The organism is Craterilacuibacter sp., assembly GCF_051659485.1.
Classification (GTDB): Bacteria; Pseudomonadota; Gammaproteobacteria; order Burkholderiales; family Chromobacteriaceae; genus Craterilacuibacter.
This window is the reverse complement of the sequence record NZ_JBOFOO010000368.1, coordinates 1-19,997: the sequence shown is the minus strand read 5'-3', so window position 1 is coordinate 19,997 and position 19,997 is coordinate 1. Positions and strand designations below refer to the sequence as shown.

Below are 19,997 nucleotides of genomic sequence, written 5' to 3'. Positions count from 1 at the left end.
CTACTACTTGAAGATCTTGCGGAAGTAGTTATACGCACCTTGCCCCGACCGGTCAAATGGTTTTGTAAAAAAAATGGCAAGGTTTGCTCCTGATAAGGCATTTTTGCAGCTTTGGCGAGTGGTGCTGCCGACTTCAGGTCTTTGTTTATAAGGCGTTTTTAGGGGCGGCCTGCGTGGCAGGCTGTGTTTTTATCATCTCTCATAAATGAGCTGATCTTAAAATCCATATGAGATGTTTTGGGGCATCAAAATATCTGGCTTTGCTATATACCCCCAGATATGCCCCCAAAAAGCGCCGGCTGCTATGGGACGTTAGCGCACTATTACGGACAACAAAAAACCCGCAAAGCCTTGTGCTGTGCGGGTTTGGTGGGCTTCTTGGAACCTTACGGAACTGCTTATTGGTGCCCCCGGCGGGAATCGAACCCACAACTGCCCCTTAGGAGGGGGCCGTTATATCCATTTAACTACGGAGACTTAAAAAGGTTCAGGCCTGACGGCGTACTGCCTGATAAGCCAGATCGATCAGTGCAGCCTTGACATCGGATTCCGGCAGACCGGCTATCGCGGTAATGGCTGCATCCGCCGCGCGTTCGGCTTCGGCGGTCGCATAATCCAGCGCGCCGCAGCATTGTACCGCAGACAGCACTTGCGGGAAATGGTCGCGATTGGCATTGGCAATGGCATCGCGTACTAAAGCGGCTGCTTCGGGGGTGCCGTGGCGCATGGTATAGATCAGCGGTAGCGTTGGTTTGCCTTCCGCCAGGTCGTCACCCAGGCTCTTGCCTATGGTGGTAGCGTCACCGGTGTAGTCGAGTACATCGTCGATAATCTGGAAGGCGGTGCCCAGATGCATGCCGTAAGTGGCGAGTGCTTGGATGGTGTCATCGCTGGCACCGGCGATAATGGCGCCTACGCGTGCGGCCGCTTCGAACAGCTTGGCGGTTTTGTAGCGTATCACCTGCAGATACTGTTCTTCACTGACTTCGGTTTCACCGATATTCAGTAATTGCAGTACTTCGCCTTCGGCAATGATATTGGTCGCCTCGGCCATGACCTCCAGTACCCGCATGTCGCCGGTGCCAACCATCATCTGGAAGGCACGGGTATACAGGAAGTCACCGACCAGCACGCTGGCGGCGTTGCCGAACAGGGCATTGGCGGTTTCGCGGCCGCGGCGCATGTCGGATTCGTCCACAACATCGTCGTGCAGCAGGGTCGAGGTGTGGATGAACTCTATCATCGCGGCCAGCTTGTACAGATGCTCGCCGCGATAGCCGCAGGCAAGGCCCGACAAGAGTGTCAGCGCGGGGCGCATGCGTTTGCCGCCGGCACCGATGATGTATTCGGACATCTGGCGGATCAGGGCTACATCCGAATGCAGGCTTTCACGGATGACGCGATCGACTGCCAGCATGTCGTCGGCGATCAGGGTTCTGTAGAGAAGGTTGGACACGATGATTTTATTTATGAATGCGTCAGGCCAAGAGTGCACGATGTTAACAGAAAAGCCGGCGCTCCCGCCATGCCCTGTGCATGAGGGGGCGGCGCGGGCAAAAAATTGACACGATTCAGGCACTTGCGTAGAATTCCGTGCTCTTTCGCACGCTTCGTGTACGGAAGATTTTGAATTAGGAGCTATTCGAAGGTATGCGGTCATAAAAACCGGCGGGAAACAGTACAAAGTTTCCGTTGGTCAAAAACTCAAAATAGAACAGATACCTGCAGACATCGACAGCCAGATCGTACTTGAAGAAGTGCTGATGGTCGCTGACGGTGAACAGGTTGTGATTGGTGCTCCACTGGTTGCTGGTGCCACCGTGAAGGTTACGGTTATGGCTCACGGCCGTGGCGACAAGGTACGTATCTTCAAGATGCGCCGTCGTAAGCACTACCAGAAACATCAAGGTCACCGTCAGAACTACACCGAAGTCCGCATCGACGAGATTTCGAAGTAAGGAGCATTAAGTCATGGCACACAAGAAAGCAGGCGGTAGCGTACGCAACGGTCGTGACTCCGAAGCCAAACGTCTAGGCGTTAAGGTTTACGGTAGCGAACTAATCCCAGCAGGTTCTATCATCGTGCGTCAGCGCGGTACCAAGTTCCACGCTGGTGATAACGTTGGTCAGGGTAAGGACCACACCTTGTTCGCCAAGGTTGATGGTTATGTAGAGTTCACCATTAAAGGTGCTCTGCAGCGCAAGACAGTAAATGTTGTTCCGTACACCGGTGCAGACGCCGAGTAATCGCCGTTCCGGTCTGGAAAGCCCTATCCTGCGATAGGGCTTTTCTTTTTTGTGAGGTGTGAGGTATGAGACGCTGCCGACGCGGCATTTGATACCTGACTCCTCACCGCCCAGCGCAAGGAAGATAAGATGAAGTTTATTGATGAAGCCCGTATTGAAGTCGTAGCGGGTCGTGGTGGTAATGGTGCGGCCAGTTTTCGCCGCGAAAAATTTGTCCCGTTTGGCGGGCCGGATGGCGGTGATGGCGGCAAAGGCGGCAGCATTTATGCCGTGGCCGACGAGAACGTAAACACGCTGGTTGAATACCGCTTTGTTAAAAAATACCTGGCCGAACATGGCGAGCGTGGCCGTGGTGCCGATTGCTACGGCGCCGGCGGTACGGATATCGAGCTGCATATGCCGGTCGGTACCATCATTATGGACACCGATACCGAGCAAGTCGTTGCCGACTTAAGCCATCACGGCCAGCGCCTGTGTATCGCCAAGGGCGGCCCCGGCGGTCTGGGTAATATCCACTTCAAGAGTTCGACCAACCGTGCGCCACGCCAGTGCACACCGGGCGAAGATGGCGAAGCACGCTCGCTGCGTCTGGAACTGAAGGTGCTGGCCGATGTGGGTCTGCTGGGTATGCCTAATGCCGGCAAGTCGACCTTTATCCGCTCGGTGTCCGCCGCCAAGCCCAAGGTTGCCGATTATCCGTTTACCACCCTGTACCCTAACCTGGGTGTGGTGCGCATGCAGGACACCAAGAGCTTCGTGATCGCCGACATTCCGGGCCTGATCGAAGGTGCGGCCGACGGCGCAGGTCTGGGACACCGCTTCCTCAAGCATTTGCAGCGTACCGGTGTTCTGCTGCACATCGTTGATGTGGCACCGTTTGACCCGGATGTCGATCCGGTGCGCGAAGCGCATGCGCTGGTGGAAGAGCTGAAAAAATACGATGAAGAGTTGCTGAGTAAGCCGCGCTGGTTAGTGCTGAACAAGCTGGACATGTTGCCGGAAGAAGAGCGCGAGGCTACCGTATCGGCTTTCCTCGAGGCATTTGGCTGGACATCGGCCAAGCCGGACGACAGCTACGAGTTCGATATGACGACGCCGCGCGTATTCTCCATCTCGGCGCTGACCGGTGAGGGCACCAAGCCCTTGACCCACGCCATCATGCAGTACCTCGATATCAAGCGTCAGCAAGAGCGGGATGAAGCTTTAGCCAAGGAAGCAGCCGAAGCCGAGGCCAAGGCCGCGCTGCGTGCCGAGCGCCAGGCGGCTCAAGCCCAGCGCGAGGCAGATGCTGCGGTGGTCCGTGCCAAGAAAGAAGCCGATCTGGCTGCTGCCCAGGCCGCCAACCGCGCTGCGCGCGAAGAAGGCAAGCAGGCTGGCGAATAAGCTGTAGCGGGATAAAAAAATCGGGGGCCGGCCATTAAAAGGCTGCCCCCGATTTTTTGTCTGCGTCCGGTGCGTCATGTTAGTGCTTGCGGATCTCGCGGCGGATTTCACGGCGCGCTTCGCGCTTTTCCTGGCGGACTTCGCGGTAGGCGCTGGCTTTGGCCTGACGGACTTCGCGAGCACCTTCACGGATGGCCTGGCGCTTTTCCCATGGCGTATCGGCTTGATAGTAGTCGCGGGCGGCTTCCCGTCGTTCCTGCAATACTTCGCGTGCTCCCTCGCGCTTGGCCTGGCCGACTTCATGCGCGCCTTCCCGGATTTCCTTGCGTACATCCCAGCTTCCGGCGAATACGCTGCTGCAAGCGAGCAGCAGCACGGCAAGTATCAGAGGTTTTTTCATGTTTGGTGTCCTTGTATGGCGGGTGGCGAGCTTGCGGCCAACCTTGACGATTTCCATAGTATGATTTCAATTGCTCTCTAGGTGTAGCGGGTGTGCATTTGTTCACTCGGCCGGGAATTGGCGCGGTGCTTTCGGCGCCGCCACCGATAACTGGGGTAGTTTTGATACACTCGCAGGCATTACCCGTCAGGATGTGCTGCATGCCCCGTCTGTTACTGTTTGCTGTTCTGTTGTTCTTTGGGCTGAGCGCACGCGCAGCCGAAGCTTTAACGGTCGCCGTCGCCGCCAATCTGCAGTACACCTTTGCCGAACTGGCGCAGCGCTTTAGTGCCAAGACCGGTATCGTCATCCAGCCGGTCTATAACTCTTCCGGCAAGTTTGCGGCCCAGATCCAGAATGGTGCTCCGTTCGATATCTTTCTGTCCGCCGATACCGAATACCCCGCTGCGCTGGCCGCTTCCGGCCATGCCGAAGCACCGCGCATCTACGCCTATGGCCTGCTGGTGTTGTGGTCCAACAAGCCGGGCTTCGATGTGAAAAACTGGCCGCAGAGCCTGCTGTCGCCTGCGGCAGGCAAGATCGCGCTTGCCAACCCCAAGGTCGCGCCTTATGGCCGGGAAACGATGAAGGTGTTGCGCCATCTCAAGCTGGATACCCGCTTGCGGCCCAAGCTGGTGCAGGGCGAGAGTATTGCCCAGACCAACCAGTACATCCACTCGCGGGCGGCCGATGCCGGCTTTACTGCCAAATCGGTGGTGTTGTCGCGGCAGATGGCAGGGCAGGGGCAATGGGTCGAACTCGATCGCAAGCTGTACCAGCCTATCGCGCAGGCACTGGTGATTACCCGCCATGGCGCTAAGGCGCAGCCGCAGGCAGCGCGCCAGCTGGCGGACTATATGGCCGGGCCTGAGGCACGGCAGATCCTGCAGCAACACGGCTACCTCGTACCATGAACCGCTTTGCCGCGACCTTACTCGATTGTGAACGCGAGGGCTGTTTAAGCCTGAGCCATTTGCGTCTGGATAACGGCATCGAGCTGACCGCCTTGTCCAGCGGCTTGCCGCTAGCGGGTGGGAACGGGCAGCGGGTCTGCGTCGCGATCAAGGCGGCCGAAGTATCGCTGGCGCGCCCGCCCTTGCCTGCCATCAGCCTGCGCAACCGCCTGCCTGGCATCGTGTTGCGGCTGGAGCACGGGCGTTTGCTATCGCGCGTGTATCTGGATTGTGCCGGCCTGATGCTGGAAACCCTGATTACCCGGGGCGGGGCTAACGAGTTGGCCCTGTCCGAAGGCGATGCGGTGGTCGCGCTCATCAAGGCCAATGAACTGACGGTGCTGGCTGATGTGGACTGAACTGGACTGGGGTCCTTTATGGCTGACTTTCCGTCTGGCCGCCATCACCACCGGCATTCTGCTACTGGTCGGCGTGCCGCTGGCGGCATGGCTGGCGACAAGCCAGAGCCGCTTTAAACCGCTGGCCGAAACGCTGGTCAGTATGCCTTTGGTGCTGCCGCCCTCGGTGCTGGGTTTTTACCTGCTGCTGGCCTTCAGTCCGAATAGCGCGCTGGGCGGCTGGCTACTGGCGAGCTTTGATCTGCGGCTGGTGTTTACCTTCGAAGGTCTGGTGCTGGGCTCGGTGCTGTTCAGCCTGCCGTTTATGGTGCATCCGCTGCAATCCGGCCTGTCAGCCTTGCCGCACAGCTTGCGCGATGCGGCCTATACCCTGGGGCGTTCACGCAGCAATACCCTGTTTACCGTGCTGTTGCCCAATATCAAGGGCTCGCTGCTGGCCGGGGTGGTGCGGTCGTTTGCCCATACGGTAGGCGAATTCGGGGTGGTGCTGATGATAGGCGGCAATATTCCGGGGGTCACCAAGGTCGCGTCCATTGCCATTTACGACGAAGTCGAAAGCCTCAATTACGCGGCGGCCAATGTCTACGCCGGCGTGCTGTTCGTGCTGAGCTTTATCATTTTGCTGGCGGTGTATTTATTCAACCGCCGCGTGCCGAGGGCCGCATGATAGAAATTGCAGTGGAAAAGCGGCTGGACGGTGCGCAAGGCGGCTCATGGCTGCGGGTGGACTGCCGCTGGGCGGCGGGGCAGCGTATGGCATTGTTTGGCGCTTCCGGCGCCGGCAAGACGACTTTGCTGCGAATACTAGCCGGACTGATCCGCCCCGATGCCGGCCGCATCGTGGTGGGGGGCGAGGTCTGGTTCGACAGCGACAAGAACATTTGTCTGCCCGCGCAGGCGCGGCAGGTGGGCATGGTGTTTCAGGACTATGCGCTGTTTCCGCACTTAAGCGTGCGCGGCAATCTCGAGTTTGCCCAGCGGCGCAAAAATCCGGGTCGGGTGGACGAATTGCTGGCGCTGACCGGGCTCGCTGCGCTGGCCTGCCGCAAGCCGGCCACGCTATCCGGCGGCCAGCAACAGCGGGTGGCGCTGGCGCGGGCGCTGGCAGCCGAGCCCAGACTCTTGCTGCTGGACGAACCGCTATCTGCGCTCGACCCTGTTTTGCGCGAACAACTGCAGGCTGAATTGCTGGCGCTGCAACAGTGTTTTGCCTTGTCTACCGTTCTGGTCAGTCATGATCTGGCCGAGGTGTTCCGTCTGGCCCAGCAGGTCATCCGGCTGGATGCGGGGCAGGTGACGGGCATGGGGACGCCGGCCGAGCTTTTCCTGGCGCAAAGCGGAGGCGGGCGCTTCCATCTGGCCGCACAGGTTCTGGCGCTGCGCCGCGTCGATGTGGTGGACGTCGCCAGTTTGCTGGTCGGCGGGCAGATTGTCGATGTGGTGCTGGATGAGGGCGAGGCGGCAAGTCTGGTGGTGGGCGCCAGCGTCACCGTGGCGGCCAAGGGCTTCAGTCCCTTGATCCTGTAATGTCAAACAGATGAGAATGATTCCCGATAAATAGCTGGATTAAATCGGTACGATAGGGTGATAATGCGAGTCGTTATCATTTATATCGGTGCTGCTGTCATGTCTTCTGTGAGTCTGGGTCAATTACTTCCGGGTCAAAAAGCGGTTGTGCGTGGCCTGTCGGCGGCGGCACTGCCCTTTAGGCGCAAATTATTGGCCATGGGGCTGACCCCCGGCTGTACGGTCGAAGTGGTGCGGGTCGCGCCATTTGGCGATCCGATAGAGCTGGGCCTGCGCGGTTTTTCACTCTGCCTGCGCCGCGCCGAAGCCGACGGGGTCGAGGTGCTGCCATGCCGCTAAACGCGATCAGCCTGATCGGCAACCCCAACTGCGGCAAGACTACGCTGTTCAATGCGCTGACCGGTTCCCGTCAAAAAGTCGGCAACTGGCCGGGCGTGACGGTGGAGCGCAAAAGCGGTGTTCTGCGGGGCAGTTCGCTGGAAATTATCGATCTGCCCGGCACCTATTCGATAGAGGGCGGCGATGAGGGCGTATCCGAAGATGAACGCATTGCCCGCAATAATGTACTTGCCGGCCACGACGGGCTGATCGTCAATGTGGTCGATGCCGCCAACCTGCAGCGCAATCTGTTTTTGACTTTCCAGTTGCTGGATCTGGGCCGCCCGATGCTGGTGGTGCTGAATATGATGGACGCGCTGGAGCAGGGTGGCTACAGCATCGATATTCCGGCCCTGCAGCAGGCGCTGGGCTGTCCGGTATTGGCGATTAGCGCCAGTCGCGGCAAGGGCATCAACGAGTTGGTCGCCGCAATTGGGCAAGCCACGGCCAATGCCATCACCCCGACGCCTGAGGCGACGCTATCCGGTGCACTGGAAAACTGGTTGCAGGCGCGCGCACAGGCCGAGCCCGGGATCAGTCGTGCCGAGCAGTCGGCACGGTTACTGGCCGGTACGGCGCAGTTGATTCCGGATCTGGATGGGGAAGACGCTGATATTGCCCTAGCCAGCGCGCGCTACAGTGCCATTGATGATCTGTGTGCACGGGTATTGAGCCGGGTGCGTATTGCCGGCCGTACGCTGACAGCCAAGCTTGACCAGTTCGCGCTTGGGCGCCTGACCGGCTTGCCGGTATTCCTGCTGGCGATGTATCTGATGTTTTTGCTGGCGATCAACGCCGGCGCGGTATTTATCGATTTCTTTGATCTGGCAACCGGCACCCTGCTGGTGGATGGCACGGCCCATGTGCTGGGCAATCTCGGTGCCCCGGCCTGGCTGGTGGCGGTGCTGGCGCACGGCATCGGCGGCGGCATCCAGACCGTATCGACCTTTATCCCCGTTATTGCCGCCATGTTCCTGTGCCTGTCTTTCATGGAAGACTCGGGCTATCTGGCGCGCGCGGCCATGGTGGTGGATAGGGCCATGCGCGCCGTCGGCCTGCCGGGCAAGGCTTTCGTGCCCATGCTGGTCGGCTTCGGCTGCAATGTGCCGGCGATCATGGGTACGCGCACGCTGGACTCCACCCGTGACCGCCTGACCGCGATCATGATGATGCCGTTTATGTCCTGTGGTGCGCGTCTGCCGGTGTATGTGATGTTTGCCGCCGTATTCTTCCCGAGTAACGGCCAGAACGTGGTGTTTGCGCTGTATCTTTTGGGTATCGCCGTGGCGGTGCTGACCGGGCTTGCGATGAAGCACAGCCTGCTCGGTGGCGAGATTTCGCCCTTCGTGATGGAGCTGCCGCCTTATCGCCTGCCTACCCTGCGCGGGATGCTGATCCATAGCTGGCAGCGGCTGAAGAGTTTTATCGTACGCGCCGGCAAGGCTATCGTGGCCGTGGTGATGGTGTTGTCGCTATTCAACTCGCTGGGCACCGATGGCAGCTTCGGCAATGAAAACAGCGAGCGGTCGGTGTTGTCGGAGACCGGACGGATACTGACGCCGGTGTTTACCCCGATGGGGATTACTCAGGATAACTGGCCGGCCACTGTCGGTCTGTTTACCGGCATCTTTGCCAAAGAGGCGGTGGTGGGAACGCTGGATGCGCTCTATGGCGGTCTGGCCCGTGCAGCCGCGGGCCACGAAGACGAGCCGGTGTACGATATGGCTGCCGGCCTGCAACAAGCGGTCGCCAGTGTGGGCGACAATCTGGCCGCCTTGGGCGGCAAGCTGACCGATCCGCTGGGTCTGTCGGTGGGGGATCTGTCCGACAAGGAGGCGATTGCCTCCGAACAAGGTGTAGACAGCACCACCTTCGGCCAGATGCAGATGCGCTTTGGCAATAGTGCGGCCGCGCTGGCCTATCTGGTGTTCATCCTGTTGTATACGCCTTGTGTCGCGGCACTGGGAGCCGTTTACCGCGAGGCGGGCGGGCGCTGGATGGCGGGCGTGGGGGTGTGGTGCTTCGTGATTGCCTGGTCGGCCGCGACGCTGACCTATCAGGGCTCGCGTCTGGCAACGGCGCCACTGGCGGGCGGGCTGTGGATCAGCGGCGTGCTGGCCGCTCTGGGGCTGGGCTTTTTGCTGCTGCGTCGTTTGGGCCGCGCCACCCCGCCGGTCATTTCCGGGGGACAAGCCAAGTCTTGTGGCGGAGACTGTGCATGCTGAGCCGCCTGAAAGAAGTATTGCAAAGCCGGGCCGTGTTGAGCCTGTCCGAGCTGTCTGTGCTGATGCAGGTGCCGGCCTCGGCGTTGGAGCCGATGCTGGCGCTATGGATGCGCAAGGGCAAGGTGGCGGTCAGTGGTGCCGCCTGTGGCGGGGGATGCGGCGGCTGCAGTAGCAGTGACTGCCGTCTCTATCGCTGGCTGGGTCAGGACTTAAAACCGGTCTTTGTACTGCACGCCATTTAAGCTCAGCCTGCCGGCACGATCTCCGGTTGCCGGCGGGTGACCAGACAGTTGCGCCCGCCCTGTTTGGCGAGATACAGATGCTCGTCGGCCTGATGCAGCAGGATTTCCGTCTCGCGTTGGGCGCAGTCTGACAGGCCGATGCTGACGTGCATCTCCACGCTCTTCCCTGCAATATCCAGTGGCCTGCTCGCGACGGCCTGCCGGAATTTTTCCAGTCTTTGCTGTTGCACCCGGGTATCGCCAGTCAGGATGATGGCGAACTCTTCTCCTCCCAGCCGCGCCGCCATCTCGTCGGGAAAGTGGCTGCGCAGTTGCTGCGCCAGTTGCACCAGTGCCTCGTCACCGCCGGCGTGCCCGCAACGGTCGTTGATGGATTTGAAGTGATCAATGTCCAGCATGGCAACGGCGTAATCACCATGCTGGCGCATGGCATGGGCAAAGAAGGCCCGGCGATTGGGCAGGCCGGTCAACGCATCTTCATGGGCGGCATGAAGCAGTGCTTCGATACTTTCCAGATATTCGATGTTGCGTGTGATGCGGCAGTAAAACTCCTCCGGGTTGAAAGGCTTGCGCAAAAAGTCATCGGCTCCGGCCTTGATGAAACGCGCGGTCGTGGAGCTATCGGAGGAGCCGGAGATGCCGATGATGGCCAGTTGGTCGCGGCCGAAGCTGCGCCGGATCTCTGCCGTCAGATTGGCGCCATCCATGCCCGGCATATCATGGTCTATCAGGGCTAAGCGGATATGGGGATGACGTTGTAGTTCGCATTTGGCTGCATCGGCATCGGCAGCGAGGATGACCTGAAACTGGTAACGCTCCAATAGGGCTTTGAGGTGCTGGCGTACGGTACGCGAATCGTCGACGACCAGCGCGGCAAGGTGGCGGTTGCGGTCCAGTCTGCGCACCAGCATGGCGACGTACTCCAGCGCTGCCGGCATGTCTTTGGGGATGTAGTCCACCACCGGATACGACAGGATTTTTTCGCGGGTGGCGGTATCGTTGCGTGCGGTCAGGATCAGGGTAGGAATACCGGCTTGCAGCAGATCCTGCAGTGCTTCGCCATCGGGTGCATCGGGCAGACTGTAATCGAGAACTGCCGAGAGCAGGGTTCCGCTCTTGGCCAGCTCCTTGCGCATCTGGGAGCGGCTCATGGCTACACGGGTGCGGTAGCCCATCTGCTCGATAATGCGTACCAGCGGACGCAGGACCGCCGGACTGTCCTCGACCAGTAGAATCTCTCCGTGAACCATGCCTATTCCATAAGTGGTGTGGTGTGTCATCGTACCATGCAAAAAGCATACGGCCCATTCTGCACTTTAACTTTTCTTGCCATGCACGGACGGCACCCGGATATGCGATAGGCATTGCCATGCCGGTGGCGGCGTGGATAATCATGGGCTGACCCATGATGATCAGGATGCAAGATGAAGCTCACTCCGCTTAACGGTAACTCACAGCAACTCGATGGTGGTGCCATGTTCGGCAATGCGCCGCGGGCGCTATGGTCGCGCTATCTGACACCGGATGCGCTCAATCGCATACCGCTGGCCTGCCGCTGCCTGCTGGTCGAAACGGCAGGGCGCCGCATTCTGCTGGAAACCGGCATCGGCGCCTTCTTTGCACCTGAACTGCGCGAGCGCTATGGCGTCGTCGAAGCCGGGCATGTGTTGCTGGACGAACTGGCAGCACTGGGTTTGTCGGATGCCGACATTGATGTGGTGGTGATTTCGCACCTGCATTTCGATCATGCCGGCGGCCTGCTTGCCGCTTGGGATGGCGGTCCGGCGCGGCTACTGTTCCCGAATGCGAACTATGTAGTCGGGCGCGAGGCGTGGCAGCGTGCACTGAACCCCCATCCGCGTGACCGTGCGTCCTTTATCCCCGACATGCTGACCCTGCTGCAGGCATCGGGCCGCGTGCTTGAGGTCGATGGCAAGGTGCCGGATTGCCTGCCAGCCAACTGGCGTTTTCATTTTTCTGATGGCCACACCCCGGGCATGCTGCTGACCGAGATCCCGACGGCAGAGGGGCCGCTGGTGTTTGCCGCAGACCTGATTCCCGGTGCACCGTGGGTGCATGTGCCGATTACCATGGGCTATGACCGCTATCCCGAGTTATTGATAGACGAGAAGCAGGCGCTTCTTGAGGGCTTGCTGGCGCGCGAGGGTGGCCTGTTCTTTACCCATGATCCGCATCTGGCCAGCGCCAAGGTAGTCCGTGATGGCAAGGGGCGGTTTGGCGTCGAAAAATGGAATTGTCCGGGTCTTGGGTGATTGAGTGTTGTTTTTGTTTAACATATTTAACGCATGTTGAATTTATTAAATAAAAAAATTTGGATAAAGGCATTTTTTTAACAAAACCCTTATCTGAAAGCCCTTGCAGCGGGGGCGGATGATGGTTAGACCGTCCTGCCGGGCCTTTTTTCTGCCCGCAAGGGGGGGCTGATGCAGGGTTTGCTGTTGTTTTTTCGCACGCAAATCTTCGACTGGGGCGCGGCATAGCGGATAATTCGCAAAAAACAAGCACTCTAATCGCGGGAGACAGTGTGAAATGTTGATTTGGTTTGTCGTGCTTTACTTGCTGGTGACGATCGGGATAGGGCTGTACGCCTCGACCCGGGTTCAGAACGCCAAAGACTTTGCCACTGCCGGTGCCAGTATGCCCTTGCCGGTAGTGACCGCCATGGTGTTTGCCACCTGGTTCGGTTCCGAGGCGATACTCGGTATTCCTTCGACCTTTCTGGCCGAGGGCTTCTCCGGCATCGTCGAAGATCCGTTCGGTTCCTTTGCCTGCCTGATGCTGGTCGGCATCTTCTTTGCACGCCGCCTGTACCGGATGAATCTGCTGACCATCGGTGATTTTTTCCGCCAGCGCTATGGTCCGCTGGTCGAGGCCATTTCCAGCGTGGTCATCATCCTGTCTTATCTGGGCTGGATTGCTGCGCAGATGACGGCGCTGGGTGTGGTGTTCAACGTACTGTCCGACGGCGCGATCAGCACCACCATGGGCACCTTGCTCGGAGCCGCCATCGTCTTGGTGTATACCCTGTGCGGCGGCATGCTGTCGGTGGCGTTTACCGACTTCCTGCAGATGTCCATCATCGTGGTCGGCCTGGTGTATCTGGTATGGCTGATCGGCGGCATGGCCGGCGGGGTCGACGTGGTGCTGAGCAAGGCGGCGGCGGCCGACAAGTTCACCTTCCTGCATGACACCGATCCCAAGACCGTGGTCGGCCTTATCGGCGCGGCAGTGACCATGATGCTGGGCTCGATTCCGCAGCAGGATATCTACCAGCGCGTGATGTCGGCCAAGAGCGAGAAGGTGGCGCAGCGCGGCACCATCCTGGGCGCCATCCTTTACCTGTGCTTTTGCATGCTGCCCATCTTCCTGACCTACGCGGCCGAAATTATCGAGCCCGGGATGGTCGCACGCATCGCAGCCCAGGATGCGCAGATGATCCTGCCTACGCTGATTCTCGACAAGACACCGCTATTCGCACAGGTGCTGTTCTTTGGCGCCTTGCTGTCGGCCATCATGTCGACGGCCTCGGGTACGCTGATGGCACCATCGGTGACCTTTACCGAAAACGTGCTCAAGCCCCTGCTGCCGCGCATGACCGACCGTCAGTTCATTCGCGCCATGCGCATCTCCATCGTGGTGGCTGCGGTGTCGACGACGACTTTTGCCTTGATGTCCGATGCCAGCATCTACGAGATGGTCGGCAACGCTTACAAGGTGACGCTGGTGGCCGCTTCGGTGCCGCTGATCGCCGGTCTGTTCTGGAAACGGGCCACGACCCAGGGCGCCTTGCTGGCCATCGTACTGGGACTGGTGTCGTGGCTGTCGCTGGAGTACAGCTATACCGACGCCGCCTTCTGGCCGCCGCAGTTGGTGGGCTTGATCATGAGCTTCATCGGCATGCTGGCAGGTTCGCTGGCACCGCAATATCTGGCGACGCCGGTAGCTCAGGTGGCGCACCGCTGATTGTTGACCATGTAAAGCGCCCCGCAATGCGGGGCGCTTTACATGGTGCGGTGTATTTCCTGCATCAACTGCGTGGCCGCAGATGGGCCAGATAGCGCCGCTCCAGACGGCGGAACAGCCAGGCGATCAGGAAGGTCAGTGTGAGGTAAAAAGCACCGGCAGTCAGAAAGGGCTCGAAGGCCTGATAGCTGTCGCTGTAGATCTGGCGCGCGATGCCGGTGAGGTCGGCCAGAGTGACCAGGCCTGCGATGGCCGTGCCTTGCAGCATCATGATCACCTCATTGCTGTAGGCCGGCAGCGCGCGGCGCAGCGCCGAGGGCAGCGCAATGCGGCGCAGCGTTTGCCAGCGGCTCATGCCGATGGCGCGTGCGGCTTCGATCTCGCCGTGGGCGGTATTGCGGATCTGGCCGGCGATGATCTCGGTGGTATAGGCCGCGGTATTGAGGGTGAAGGCGAAGATGGCGCACCAGTACGCCTCCTGCAAATAGGTCCACAGCCAGCTCGCGCGCACCGCTTCGAATTGTGCGATGCCGTAGTAGATCAGGAATAGCTGCACCAGCATCGGCGTGCCGCGGAACACATAGGTGTACAGCCACACAGGTGCCGATAGCCAGCGGTTTTTTGAGGCCCGCAGCAAGGCCAGCGGCAGGGCCAGCGCGAAGCCGGCCAGTAGCGACAGTGCCAGCAGCTCCAGTGTCAGCAGCAGGCCGTCGCGTCCGGGCAGTGCCGGGCCGGCTTCGGTGAGGCCGAAAAACGCCGGCAGTTTCTCCAGTACCAGATTCATGTCTATCATAGTTCGGCCTCCCGGATACCCAGCGAATAGCGTGCGCACAGCCGGTTCAGTGCCAGTATGGATACGCTGGTGATGGCCAGATACAGCAGCGCCACGCACAGGTAGACGATAAACGGCTGCTGCGTCACCGATTTGGCCACATCGGCGCGCGCCATCATGTCATCCAGCCCGATCACCGAGACCAGCGCCGTCGACTTCACCAGCACCAGCCAGTTATTGGAAAAGCCGGGCAGGGCGAAGCGCACCATCTGCGGCAGCATGATGCGGCAGAACACCCGAAGCCGGCTCATGCCGTAGGCGTGCCCGGCCTCGATCTGGCCGGGGGGCACGGCCAGCATGGCGCCACGGAAGGTCTCGCTCATATAGGCGCCGAAGATAAAGCCCAGCGTCAGTGCGCCGGCGATAAAGGCGTCGATGTCCAGCGCTGCCAAGCCCAGTGCCAGTGCAATATCGTTGACCAGCATCTGGCCGCCAAAAAACAGGATGAACATCCATACCAGATCGGGGATGCCGCGCACCACAGTCGAATACAGCTCGGCCAAGAGTGCCAGCGGACGGTTTTTTGCCAGCCGGAAGGCCGCGCCTATCAGGCCCAGCAGCACGGCAAACAGCAGTGCCAGCGCCGCCAGTTTCAGCGTCATCCATAAGCCGGCAAACAGGCCGGGCAGGTAGTCTTCAAGCATGCAGTGTGCTCCCCGGTTTACAGTGCCAGCAGGCGGCCGCTACGCAGCGGCGCCTGGCCTGCGATAAAGCACAGCTCGGTGCCGGCAACGGCGAAGCGTTGCAGCACGCGTGCGTAATAGATGCCGCTAGCCTCGGCTATCAGCTCGCTTTGCTGGCTGGTCAGCGGGTCTATCACCCAGCCCAGCCGCGTGCCGGCTTCGATCTGTCCCCCGACCGGATGGCAGTAGCTGACGATGCCGCCATGTGGCGCATGGCTGATGCCTACGCCCTGCAGCGGAGTCGGCATGGCTGGCGCTGCCGGCGGGTGCGCCTCGCCCGTGACGGCGCCGCGCCAGACGAGGTAGTCCAGCAGCCGCTTGGCGTCGTCGGCGGCCTGCTCCAGCGAGACATCGAGCTGGCCGCGCAGCTCGAGCGTGGCGGCAAAGCAGGCCATGGGCAGTTGCGGATAGTGCTGGCGCAGCCACCACCATGGCCGGGTACAGCAGTCATCGAAGGAGTGGCCGCCCTGCTCGGTCGCATGCAGGGTCGCAGCGGCGCCCATGAAGCCGGCCAGTGCCGTGGCCTCGTCCTGCTGCTCGCTGTGCACATACAGATGCAGTTCGGCCTCGCTGTCGCAGTGCAGGTCGAGCACCACATCGCTGCTGCAGGCCAGTGCAAACAGTGTGTGCTGCAGGCTTTCCAGCTCGGTTTTCGGCCGGGTTTCGTCCAGCAGCGCCTGCATCTGGGTCCGCACCGTTGCGGTGTCGGCCGCTTCGCCCTGGCCCAGACGCCCTTGCAGACGCGCAAGCAGTGCGGGGCCAAGGTCGGGATAGTTGCGGTTGAAATTGAGACCACTGCCCGCATCGAAGCGCCCTTGCGCCAGGCCCAAGTGCTGCTGCGCCAGACCGACCGGATTGGCCACCGGCAGCAGCAGGATTTCGCCGCAGATGCGGCCCCCGGCTTCCATCTGGGCCAGTTGCTCGCGCAGCAGTGTCAGCGTCAGCATGCCGGGGATTTCGTCGGCATGCAGCGCCGCCTGCAGGTAGACGCGCGGACGGGCGCCGGCATTGCCGAAGCGCCATAGCTTGAGTGCATGTTGCTGGCCCGGTATCGGGCTGATCAGGGGCAGGGTCTCGATGTGCATGGCAGGCTCAGTCGTACTGGTTGTAATCGAAGTAGCGGTCGTTGATCTTCTTGTAGGTGCCGTTCTTCAGGATGGTTGCCAGCGCGCTGTTGACCTTGTGCAGCAGTGCCTGATCGGTCTTGCGCATGGCGATGCCCGAACCGGTGCCGAAGTATTTGACGTCGTTGAACTGCGGACCGAATAGCGTGAGCTTGTTGCCGCCCGGCCCCTTGAGGAACTCGGTGCCGACGCCGATTTCAACCATGATCGCGTCGGCACGGCCGGCGTTCAGGTCCAGCAGCGCGTTGGCCGGCGTGCTGTAGCTGCGTACCTTGGCGCCGGCCTTGCCGAAAACGTCCTTGGCGTATTTTTCCTGGATGGTGCCTTGCTGCACGCCCAGTGTCTTGCCCTTCATACCGGCCGGGGTACCTGCGAGCTGGATGCCTTTCTTGCCGAGAAACTGCGAATAGCCACCTTCGTATTTGGCGCTGAAGGCTACGGCCTTCTCGCGCTCGGGGGTGATGGCCATCGAGGCAACGATCAGGTCGAACTTGCGCGCATTCAGCGCCGGAATCATGCCGTCGAAGTCGTAACGCATGAGCTCGCACTTGGCTTTCATCTCGGCGCACAGCGCATTGGCGATATCGACATCGAAGCCGGACAGCTTGCCATCGGGCGCGACCACGCTATAGGGCGGGAAGGTGCCGTCGGTCGCGACGCGCAGGGTGTCGCCGGCCTGAGCCTGGCCTGCGAGCAGGGCGGCCAGTGTGAGCATGGTCCATGTCTTGATCTGCATTGTGTTCTCCTCTTGGTCTGACCTTGCCGCGTGGCAGGCGAGCAAACACTTTATTGCCCACGCTAGCTGCGCTAACAGGTACAGTAAGGCCGGAATACCACCTAGCCCGTACAGGTAAAAATGGCTATACAACTTGTTTCAAGCATTTTTAAGCTGGACCCCGCCGCCGGAACGCTGGTTCAGCAGCTGGTGGATGCCATCAGCTGCGCCGCCCGGCAGGGCCAGCTCTCTGCCGGCGAGCGCCTGTGGTCGATCCGCCATCTGGCACGCGAGCTGGGCATCAGTACCTTTACCGTGGCCGAGGCATATGACCGTCTGGTCGCCACCGGCATCATCAGCGCCCGTCGCGGCGAAGGCTTTTATCTGGCGGGGGGCGGCCAAGGACGGCCCGTGCTTGACAGCCTGCCGCCGCTGCCGGCCCATGCTTTCTGGCTGGCCGATAGCCTGTACGAGCCACCGCCGGACGCGATCAAGCCCGGCAGTGGCTGGCTGCCGCCGGCATGGTTTGCCGATATGGGGCTGGAGCGCGGCCTGCGTCAGGTTGCCCGTAGCGCATCCGCTGGCGAGTTGGCCGGCTATGGCGAGCCCGCTGGCCTGCCTGCCCTGCGCGACTATCTGGTGCGCGAGCTGGGCGAGAATGGGCTGGCCCTAAACCGCCAGCAACTGGTGCTGACGCAGGGTGCGAGTCAGGCGCTGACGCTGGCGCTAGCCTGCCTGACCCGTCCCGGCGATACGGTACTGGTCGACGATCCCGGCTACTGCAATCTGGTCATCGGTCTGCCGCTGCACGGCATTCAGCCGCTGGGTGTGCCGTGGACGCCACAGGGGCCGGATCTGGCGGCACTGGAAGCGCTGCTGGCGCAACATAGGCCCAAGGTCTTTTTTACCAATCCGCGCCTGCACAACCCGACCGGTGCCAGCTATAGCGCGGCAACGGCTTACCGCGTGCTGCAACTGGCGGAGAAATACGACTTCTGGATCGTCGAGGACGATGTCTGCGCCGGGCTCTCTGCCAGCAGCGTGCCTTCGCTGGCAGCGCTGGATGGACTGAAGCGGGTGGTGCATATCGGCAGCTTCTCCAAGACCCTGTCGCCGGGTTTGCGCGTGGGTTTTGTCGCCGCCGAGCGCGGCGTGGCCGAGGCGCTGATCCATCACAAGATGGTGTACGGCCTGACCTCGTCGGAGCTTGCCGAACGGGTGGCGCTGGCCGCGCTGAGCGATGGCCAGCAGCGGCGGCGCATTGCGCGACTGCGCGCACGTCTGGCCGAAGCACGGGCAGAAACGCTGGCCCTGTGTGCGCGGCAGGGCATGGACGTGTTTGCCGCCGGCAGCGAGGGCATGTTTGTCTGGGCGCGCCTGCCGCAAGCCTGCGACGGCGTGGTGCTGTCGGCAGAAGGCGTCAAGGAAGGCGTGATGCTGGCGCCGGGAGCCTTGTTCCGCCCCGGTCAGCAGGCATCGGATTATCTGCGCCTGAATGTCGCTTATAGCGCAAACGCGCGGGTCGAGACCTTTTTGTCCCGCCATCTGGCGGCGATACCGGCCTAGCCGGCTTGCACTAATTCGTATGGCATGGCAAGGTCGGGGGATGACGACCTCCCGCTCTTCGCTGACTTCGGCCTATCTGCTTCTGGTGCTGACCACGCTGTTCTGGTCCGGCAATTTCGTACTGGCCCGCGCCACCCACGCCAGCATTCCGCCGTTGACGCTGTCGTTCGCACGCTGGGCCATCGCGCTCCTTATCCTGCTGCCGTTCGGCCTGAAGCCGGCGTGGCAGCAGCGCGCGCTGTGGCTGCCGCACTGGCGACGGCTGCTGGCATTGGGGGTGTTCGGTATCGCCGGCTTTAATTCGCTGGTGTATCTGGGGGTGCAGGAAACCACCGCCACCAATGCGGTGCTGATGAATTCGTTTATCCCCATCCTGATCGTGCTGTTGGGCGCGCTTTTTTTCGGCATGAAAGCCGGTTCGCTACAGCTGCTGGCCATTCTGCTTTCATTCTGCGGCGTGCTGGCCATCATCGCGCAAGGGGAGCCCGAGCGCTTGCTGCGTCTGGATATCAACCACGGCGACGTGGTGGTGTTTGCCGCCATGCTGGCGTGGGCCTTGTATACCCTGTGGCTACGCGGCCTGCCGGCCGGGCTTAACCGACTGGGCTTGCTGACGGTGCTGGTGGTGATTGGCCTTGCCTGCATCACGCCGTTTTTTCTGCTCGAATACGCCAGCGGGCAGCGCGCGCCCTTGAATGCCACCACCCTGATCACCTTCGCCTATGTCGGCACCCTGCCATCGGTGGCCGCCTACTATTTCTACAACCTCGGCGTCGCCCGCGTCGGGCCGGCCAAGGCCGGCAGCTTCATCCACCTGATGCCGATGTTCGGCGCCTTGCTGTCGGTGCTGTTTCTGGGTGAAGCCTTCCATCTCTACCACGCCGCCGGGATCGCGCTGATCCTGTCCGGCGTGTGGCTGGCCGCGCGTGCGAACCGCTGACAGCAGAAGGAGAAACCGATGAGTGAACAGGATAAACAGGCCGGCTTGGCGATGCGCACCCGGGTGATGGGCGAGGAATTCGTGGCGCGTGCGATGGGCAGCGCCGACGCTTTCTCGCAACCCTTGCAGGACTGGGTCAACGAACACGCTTGGGGCAGTACCTGGCAGCGCGAAGGGATAGAGCTGAAAACGCGCAGCCTCGTCACCTGCGCCATGCTGGCGGTGCTTGGGCGCAGCACCGAGCTCAAGGGCCATCTGCGCGGTGCGCTCAATAACGGCGCGACCCTCACCGAAATACGCGAAGTGCTGCTGCATGCCGGTGTCTACGGCGGCGCACCGGCGGCGGTGGAGGCGTTCCGCGTTGCGCGCGAACTGATGGCGGAGCTGGGGCTGGAGATGG

At 61.1% G+C, this 19,997-nt stretch carries 22 protein-coding genes and 1 tRNA gene; 15 read left to right on the top strand and 8 right to left on the bottom strand.

Annotated elements, in window-relative coordinates:
- Positions 1-402 precede the first annotated feature (402 nt).
- A tRNA-Arg gene (locus tag ACRC1E_RS12655) sits at positions 403-477 on the bottom strand.
- A gap of 10 nt (positions 478-487) precedes the next feature.
- The gene (ispB, locus tag ACRC1E_RS12650; RefSeq protein WP_438515450.1) at positions 488-1,459 is read right to left on the bottom strand and encodes an octaprenyl diphosphate synthase; all 972 of its coding nucleotides are present in this window, start codon (positions 1,457-1,459) and stop codon (positions 488-490) included.
- 181 nt (positions 1,460-1,640) lie between these two features.
- Between ispB and rplU the strand changes: the two genes are divergently transcribed.
- From rplU to obgE, 3 genes are all read left to right on the top strand, one after another.
- Entirely contained in the window at positions 1,641-1,958 is a 318-nt protein-coding gene (rplU, locus tag ACRC1E_RS12645) for a 50S ribosomal protein L21 (RefSeq protein ID WP_438515449.1), read from the top strand.
- Between the two features lie 13 nt (positions 1,959-1,971).
- The gene (gene rpmA / locus ACRC1E_RS12640) at positions 1,972-2,247 is read left to right on the top strand and encodes a 50S ribosomal protein L27 (protein WP_438515448.1); all 276 of its coding nucleotides are present in this window, start codon (positions 1,972-1,974) and stop codon (positions 2,245-2,247) included.
- 129 nt (positions 2,248-2,376) lie between these two features.
- Positions 2,377-3,630, top strand: coding sequence for a GTPase ObgE (obgE, locus tag ACRC1E_RS12635; protein WP_438515447.1), 1,254 nt, complete (start codon positions 2,377-2,379; stop codon positions 3,628-3,630).
- A 79-nt stretch (positions 3,631-3,709) separates the two neighbouring features.
- Here the strand turns inward: obgE and ACRC1E_RS12630 are convergent, their stop codons facing one another.
- Positions 3,710-4,030 carry a hypothetical protein gene (locus ACRC1E_RS12630; protein WP_438515446.1) on the bottom strand — a complete coding sequence of 107 codons (321 nt, stop codon included), beginning with the start codon at positions 4,028-4,030 and terminating at the stop codon, positions 3,710-3,712.
- A 200-nt stretch (positions 4,031-4,230) separates the two neighbouring features.
- Here ACRC1E_RS12630 and modA point away from each other — a divergent pair, with 200 nt between their 5' ends.
- The 7 genes from modA to ACRC1E_RS12595 all read left to right on the top strand — a co-directional run bounded on the left by modA (position 4,231) and on the right by ACRC1E_RS12595 (position 9,753).
- Entirely contained in the window at positions 4,231-4,983 is a 753-nt protein-coding gene (modA, locus tag ACRC1E_RS12625; RefSeq protein WP_438515445.1) for a molybdate ABC transporter substrate-binding protein, read from the top strand.
- Positions 4,980-5,381: a TOBE domain-containing protein gene (locus ACRC1E_RS12620; protein WP_438515444.1), complete on the top strand. Its 402-nt coding sequence runs from the start codon at positions 4,980-4,982 to the stop codon at positions 5,379-5,381. The genes modA and ACRC1E_RS12620 overlap by 4 nt, the downstream gene beginning before the upstream one ends.
- A complete protein-coding gene (modB, locus tag ACRC1E_RS12615) occupies positions 5,371-6,048 on the top strand; it encodes a molybdate ABC transporter permease subunit (RefSeq protein ID WP_438515443.1) in 678 nt (225 codons plus the stop codon). Before ACRC1E_RS12620 ends, modB begins: the two co-directional genes overlap by 11 nt.
- Entirely contained in the window at positions 6,045-6,908 is an 864-nt protein-coding gene (locus ACRC1E_RS12610; protein WP_438515442.1) for an ATP-binding cassette domain-containing protein, read from the top strand. The genes modB and ACRC1E_RS12610 overlap by 4 nt, the downstream gene beginning before the upstream one ends.
- Positions 6,909-7,007: 99 nt before the next feature.
- Complete coding sequence (locus tag ACRC1E_RS12605) at positions 7,008-7,247, top strand: FeoA family protein (protein WP_438515441.1); 240 nt, start codon at positions 7,008-7,010, stop codon at positions 7,245-7,247.
- On the top strand, positions 7,238-9,511 hold the full coding sequence (gene feoB, locus ACRC1E_RS12600; RefSeq protein WP_438515440.1) for a Fe(2+) transporter permease subunit FeoB: 2,274 nt from the start codon (positions 7,238-7,240) through the stop codon (positions 9,509-9,511). The genes ACRC1E_RS12605 and feoB overlap by 10 nt, the downstream gene beginning before the upstream one ends.
- Positions 9,505-9,753 (top strand): FeoC-like transcriptional regulator, encoded by a 249-nt coding sequence (locus ACRC1E_RS12595; protein WP_438515439.1) that lies wholly within the window; start codon positions 9,505-9,507, stop codon positions 9,751-9,753. Before feoB ends, ACRC1E_RS12595 begins: the two co-directional genes overlap by 7 nt.
- Before the next feature lie 2 nt (positions 9,754-9,755).
- Here the strand turns inward: ACRC1E_RS12595 and ACRC1E_RS12590 are convergent, their stop codons facing one another.
- Complete coding sequence (locus ACRC1E_RS12590) at positions 9,756-11,003, bottom strand: response regulator (RefSeq protein ID WP_438515438.1); 1,248 nt, start codon at positions 11,001-11,003, stop codon at positions 9,756-9,758.
- A gap of 174 nt (positions 11,004-11,177) precedes the next feature.
- On the opposite strand from ACRC1E_RS12590, the gene ACRC1E_RS12585 reads away from it, so the two are divergent.
- Positions 11,178-12,026: an MBL fold metallo-hydrolase gene (locus tag ACRC1E_RS12585; protein ID WP_438515437.1), complete on the top strand. Its 849-nt coding sequence runs from the start codon at positions 11,178-11,180 to the stop codon at positions 12,024-12,026.
- A 277-nt stretch (positions 12,027-12,303) separates the two neighbouring features.
- Positions 12,304-13,737 carry a sodium:solute symporter family protein gene (locus ACRC1E_RS12580; RefSeq protein ID WP_438515436.1) on the top strand — a complete coding sequence of 478 codons (1,434 nt, stop codon included), beginning with the start codon at positions 12,304-12,306 and terminating at the stop codon, positions 13,735-13,737.
- A gap of 64 nt (positions 13,738-13,801) precedes the next feature.
- Here ACRC1E_RS12580 and ACRC1E_RS12575 read toward each other — a convergent pair whose 3' ends face one another.
- From ACRC1E_RS12575 to ACRC1E_RS12560, 4 genes are read right to left on the bottom strand one after another with little or no spacing between them, the layout of a single operon-like run.
- The gene (locus ACRC1E_RS12575) at positions 13,802-14,530 is read right to left on the bottom strand and encodes an ABC transporter permease (RefSeq protein WP_438515435.1); all 729 of its coding nucleotides are present in this window, start codon (positions 14,528-14,530) and stop codon (positions 13,802-13,804) included.
- Positions 14,527-15,213, bottom strand: a complete 687-nt coding sequence (locus ACRC1E_RS12570) for an ABC transporter permease (RefSeq protein ID WP_438515434.1) — start codon at positions 15,211-15,213, stop codon at positions 14,527-14,529. Before ACRC1E_RS12570 ends, ACRC1E_RS12575 begins: the two co-directional genes overlap by 4 nt.
- Positions 15,214-15,230: 17 nt before the next feature.
- Positions 15,231-16,337, bottom strand: coding sequence for a succinylglutamate desuccinylase/aspartoacylase family protein (locus tag ACRC1E_RS12565; RefSeq protein WP_438515433.1), 1,107 nt, complete (start codon positions 16,335-16,337; stop codon positions 15,231-15,233).
- A 7-nt stretch (positions 16,338-16,344) separates the two neighbouring features.
- Entirely contained in the window at positions 16,345-17,112 is a 768-nt protein-coding gene (locus tag ACRC1E_RS12560; RefSeq protein WP_438515432.1) for a transporter substrate-binding domain-containing protein, read from the bottom strand.
- Positions 17,113-17,232: 120 nt separating this feature from the next.
- On the opposite strand from ACRC1E_RS12560, the gene ACRC1E_RS12555 reads away from it, so the two are divergent.
- The 3 genes from ACRC1E_RS12555 to ACRC1E_RS12545 all read left to right on the top strand — a co-directional run.
- Positions 17,233-18,657, top strand: a complete 1,425-nt coding sequence (locus ACRC1E_RS12555) for a PLP-dependent aminotransferase family protein (protein WP_438515431.1) — start codon at positions 17,233-17,235, stop codon at positions 18,655-18,657.
- A gap of 40 nt (positions 18,658-18,697) precedes the next feature.
- Positions 18,698-19,597, top strand: a complete 900-nt coding sequence (locus ACRC1E_RS12550) for a DMT family transporter (RefSeq protein WP_438515430.1) — start codon at positions 18,698-18,700, stop codon at positions 19,595-19,597.
- A gap of 18 nt (positions 19,598-19,615) precedes the next feature.
- The coding region (locus ACRC1E_RS12545) for a carboxymuconolactone decarboxylase family protein (RefSeq protein ID WP_438515429.1) at positions 19,616-19,997 on the top strand (382 nt) is incomplete at its 3' end.

What these genes read in the sequence shown, in the direction of transcription:
- modB (WP_438515443.1), top strand. Translation starts at nt 5,371, where the DNA reads ATGTGGACTGAACTGGACTGGGGTCCTTTATGGCTGACTTTCCGTCTG.
- ACRC1E_RS12570 (WP_438515434.1), bottom strand. Translation starts at nt 15,213, where the DNA reads ATGCTTGAAGACTACCTGCCCGGCCTGTTTGCCGGCTTATGGATGACG.
- ACRC1E_RS12580 (WP_438515436.1), top strand. Translation starts at nt 12,304, where the DNA reads ATGTTGATTTGGTTTGTCGTGCTTTACTTGCTGGTGACGATCGGGATA.
- modA (WP_438515445.1), top strand. Translation starts at nt 4,231, where the DNA reads ATGCCCCGTCTGTTACTGTTTGCTGTTCTGTTGTTCTTTGGGCTGAGC.
- ACRC1E_RS12620 (WP_438515444.1), top strand. Translation starts at nt 4,980, where the DNA reads ATGAACCGCTTTGCCGCGACCTTACTCGATTGTGAACGCGAGGGCTGT.
- ACRC1E_RS12610 (WP_438515442.1), top strand. Translation starts at nt 6,045, where the DNA reads ATGATAGAAATTGCAGTGGAAAAGCGGCTGGACGGTGCGCAAGGCGGC.
- feoB (WP_438515440.1), top strand. Translation starts at nt 7,238, where the DNA reads ATGCCGCTAAACGCGATCAGCCTGATCGGCAACCCCAACTGCGGCAAG.
- ACRC1E_RS12605 (WP_438515441.1), top strand. Translation starts at nt 7,008, where the DNA reads ATGTCTTCTGTGAGTCTGGGTCAATTACTTCCGGGTCAAAAAGCGGTT.
- rpmA (WP_438515448.1), top strand. Translation starts at nt 1,972, where the DNA reads ATGGCACACAAGAAAGCAGGCGGTAGCGTACGCAACGGTCGTGACTCC.
- ACRC1E_RS12555 (WP_438515431.1), top strand. Translation starts at nt 17,233, where the DNA reads ATGGCTATACAACTTGTTTCAAGCATTTTTAAGCTGGACCCCGCCGCC.
- ACRC1E_RS12560 (WP_438515432.1), bottom strand. Translation starts at nt 17,112, where the DNA reads ATGCAGATCAAGACATGGACCATGCTCACACTGGCCGCCCTGCTCGCA.
- ACRC1E_RS12550 (WP_438515430.1), top strand. Translation starts at nt 18,698, where the DNA reads ATGACGACCTCCCGCTCTTCGCTGACTTCGGCCTATCTGCTTCTGGTG.
- ACRC1E_RS12575 (WP_438515435.1), bottom strand. Translation starts at nt 14,530, where the DNA reads ATGATAGACATGAATCTGGTACTGGAGAAACTGCCGGCGTTTTTCGGC.
- ACRC1E_RS12630 (WP_438515446.1), bottom strand. Translation starts at nt 4,030, where the DNA reads ATGAAAAAACCTCTGATACTTGCCGTGCTGCTGCTCGCTTGCAGCAGC.
- ACRC1E_RS12595 (WP_438515439.1), top strand. Translation starts at nt 9,505, where the DNA reads ATGCTGAGCCGCCTGAAAGAAGTATTGCAAAGCCGGGCCGTGTTGAGC.
- ACRC1E_RS12565 (WP_438515433.1), bottom strand. Translation starts at nt 16,337, where the DNA reads ATGCACATCGAGACCCTGCCCCTGATCAGCCCGATACCGGGCCAGCAA.
- obgE (WP_438515447.1), top strand. Translation starts at nt 2,377, where the DNA reads ATGAAGTTTATTGATGAAGCCCGTATTGAAGTCGTAGCGGGTCGTGGT.
- ACRC1E_RS12585 (WP_438515437.1), top strand. Translation starts at nt 11,178, where the DNA reads ATGAAGCTCACTCCGCTTAACGGTAACTCACAGCAACTCGATGGTGGT.
- ACRC1E_RS12590 (WP_438515438.1), bottom strand. Translation starts at nt 11,003, where the DNA reads ATGGTTCACGGAGAGATTCTACTGGTCGAGGACAGTCCGGCGGTCCTG.